The sequence below is a fragment of the Nocardiopsis sp. NPDC006832 genome, assembly GCF_040635885.1.
GTDB lineage: Bacteria > Actinomycetota > Actinomycetes > Streptosporangiales > Streptosporangiaceae > Nocardiopsis.
This window is the reverse complement of record NZ_JBEYLC010000124.1, coordinates 1-3,362: the sequence shown is the minus strand read 5'-3', so window position 1 is coordinate 3,362 and position 3,362 is coordinate 1. Positions and strand designations below refer to the sequence as shown.

Below are 3,362 nucleotides of genomic sequence, written 5' to 3'. Positions count from 1 at the left end.
GGGGAGTGGCTGAAGTGGAATCGAACTTGACCTCTGGTGACTAGAAGCATCAGGGGGCGCGCTGTTGGGTGTCTGAGGAAGCAATCCCTGTTGTGGGGGTTGGTTCCCGCTACCACCCTGGAGAACTCCCGGTTGTTCGGATCTTCTGTTCCGAACAGGGTGCCGGTGTGAGGTGTCCGGGTTTGTGGTCGGTGTTTTGATTTGTGAATAGTGTGCGCGAGCATCTAATTATCTGTAGTGGCCAAGTGATAGTGGCACACGGTGGATGCCTTGGCATCAGGCGCCGATGAAGGACGTGGGAGGCCACGATAGGCCACGGGGAGCTGTCAACCGAGCTTTGATCCGTGGGTGTCCGAATGGGGAAACCTAGCCCGAGTTGTGTCGGGTTGCCGCCACCTGAATGTATAGGGTGGTTGGTGGTGACGCGGGGAAGTGAAACATCTCAGTACCCGTAGGAAGAGTAAACAACAGTGATTCTCCTAGTAGTGGTGAGCGAACGGGGAAGAGGCTAAACCGTGCGCGTGTGATAGACGACAGTCGTTGCGTGTGCGGGGTTGTGGGGTGCATCTTTTCGGGTCTGTCGGCCCGGAGCGCTGATATCGATGATAGTCGAAGCCGTTGGGAAACGGCGCCGTAGTGGGTGAGAGTCCCGTAGGCGAAGTCGTTGGTTAGGCGTTGGTGTGTTCCCGAGTAGCGCGGAGCCCGAGAAATTCCGTGTGAATCTGGCAGGACCACCTGCTAAGCCAAAATACGTCCTGATGACCGATAGTGCACTAGTACCGTGAGGGAAAGGTGAAAAGTGCCCCGGTGAGGGGTCGTGAAATAGTACCTGAAACCGTGTGCTGTCAAGCCGTCAGAGCTGGTCCTTGTGGCTGGTGATGGCGTGCCTTTTGAAGAATGAGCCTGCGAGTCATGGTGTGTGGCGAGGTTAACCCGGGTGGGGTAGCCGTAGGGAAACCGAGTCTGAATAGGGCGTTTGAGTCGCATGCTGTGGACCCGAAGCGGAGTGATCTACCCATGTCCAGGGTGAAGCGGGGGTAAGACCTCGTGGAGGCCCGAACCCACCAGAGTTGAAAATCTGGGGGATGAGGTGTGGGTAGGGGTGAAAGGCCAATCAAACTCCGTGATAGCTGGTTCTCCCCGAAATGCATTTAGGTGCAGCGTCACGTGTTTCTTGCTGGAGGTAGAGCTACTGTTTGGCTGATGGGCCCTACAAGGTTACTGACGTCAGACAAACTCCGAATGCCGGTTAAGTGAAGCGTGGCAGTGAGACTGCGGGGGATAAGCTTCGTAGTCGAGAGGGAAACAGCCCAGATCATCAGCTAAGGCCCCTAAGCGTGTGCTAAGTGGTAAAGGTTGTGGAGTTGCCCAGACAACCAGGAGGTTGGCTTAGAAGCAGCCATCCTTTAAAGAGTGCGTAATAGCTCACTGGTCAAGTGGTTCTGCGCCGATAATGTAGCGGGGCTTAAGTACACCGCCGAAGCTGTGAAGTCCGAGAATTTTTTCTTGGGTTGGTAGGGGAGCGTCGTGCATCCGGTGAAGCCGCCGAGTGATCGTGTGGTGGAGGGTGTGCGAGTGAGAATGCAGGCATGAGTAGCGATAGCAACGTGAGAAACGTTGCCGCCGATTGACTAAGGGTTCCTGGGGCAGGTTAATCCGCCCAGGGTGAGTCTGGACCTAAGGCGAGGCCGACAGGCGTAGTCGATGGATAACGGGTTGATATTCCCGTACCCGTGCATGAGCGTCCAATACCGAATCAGGTGATGCTAACCACGCCGGCTCTTGGTGTTCCCTTCGGGGAGTGCCTGTGGGCTGGTCTGGGATCCGAGCTTGTAGTAGGTAAGTGATGGGGTGACGCAGGAGGGTAGCTCTACCCGGCGATGGTTGTCCGGGGGTAAGCGTGTAGGCCGAGGGGTAGGCAAATCCGCCTCTCGTGAAGGCTGAGACGTGATGCCGAGCCGTTTTTGGTGAAGTGAGTGATCCCATGCTGTCGAGAAAAGCCTCTAGCGAGTTCGTGTGTGGCCAGTACCCTAAACCGACGCAGGTGGTCAGGTAGAGAATACCGAGGCGTTCGGGTGAACCATGGTTAAGGAACTCGGCAAATTGTCCCCGTAACTTTGGGAGAAGGGGAGCCCTGTCCGGTGAAGGAGTTTTCCTCTGGAGCTGGGTGGGGTCGCAGATAGCGGGGGGAAGCGACTGTTTATTAAAAACACAGGTCCGTGCGAAGTCGTAAGACGCTGTATACGGACTGACGCCTGCCCGGTGCTGGAACGTTAAGAGGACTGGTTAGTGGGTTTCGGCCTGCGAAGCTGGGAATCTAAGCGCCAGTAAACGGCGGTGGTAACTATAACCATCCTAAGGTAGCGAAATTCCTTGTCGGGTAAGTTCCGACCTGCACGAATGGCGTAACGACTTCCCCACTGTCTCAACCATGGGCCCGGTGAAATTGCACTACGAGTAAAGATGCTCGTTTCGCGCAGCAGGACGGAAAGACCCCGGGACCTTCACTATAGCTTGACATTGGTGTTTGGGATGGTTTGTGTAGGATAGGTGGGAGCCGGTGATGTTGTCACGCTAGTGGCGGCGGAGGCGTTGGTGAAATACCACTCTGACTGTTTCGGGCATCTAACTTTGGACCGTGATCCGGTTCGGGGACAGTGTCTGGTGGGTAGTTTAACTGGGGCGGTTGCCTCCTAAAGTGTAACGGAGGCGCCCAAAGGTTCCCTCAGCCTGGTTGGTAATCAGGTGTTGAGTGTAAGTGCACAAGGGAGCTTGACTGTGAGACGGACGTGTCGAGCAGGAGCGAAAGCTGGGACTAGTGATCCGGCACCGGCGTGTGGAAGCGGTGTCGCTCAACGGCTAAAAGGTACCCCGGGGATAACAGGCTGATCTTCCCCAAGAGTCCATATCGACGGGATGGTTTGGCACCTCGATGTCGGCTCGTCGCATCCTGGGGCTGGAGTTGGTCCCAAGGGTTGGGCTGTTCGCCCATTAAAGCGGCACGCGAGCTGGGTTTAGAACGTCGTGAGACAGTTCGGTCCCTATCCGCTGTGCGCGTTGGAGACTTGAGAAGGGCTGTCCCTAGTACGAGAGGACCGGGACGGACGAACCTCTGGTGTGCCAGTTGTTCTGCCAAGGGCATGGCTGGTTTGCTACGTTCGGGATTGATAACCGCTGAAAGCATCTAAGCGGGAAGCTTGCTTCGAGATGAGGTCTCCTGCCTCCTTTGAGAGGGTAAGGCCCCCTGTAGACGACGGGGTTGATAGGCCGGGTGTGGAAGCCCTGTGAGGGGTGGAGCTGACCGGTACTAATAGGCCGAGGGCTTGTCCGCTGCAGATAATTAGGTTGCTCGCGCACATTTT

1 rRNA gene is annotated in these 3,362 nt (G+C 56.3%); it reads left to right on the top strand.

Annotated elements, in window-relative coordinates:
• Nucleotides 1-238: 238 nt before the first annotated feature.
• Nucleotides 239-3,332 (top strand): 23S ribosomal RNA (locus ABZ717_RS28345).
• The last annotated feature ends 30 nt before the right edge of the window (nucleotides 3,333-3,362 follow it).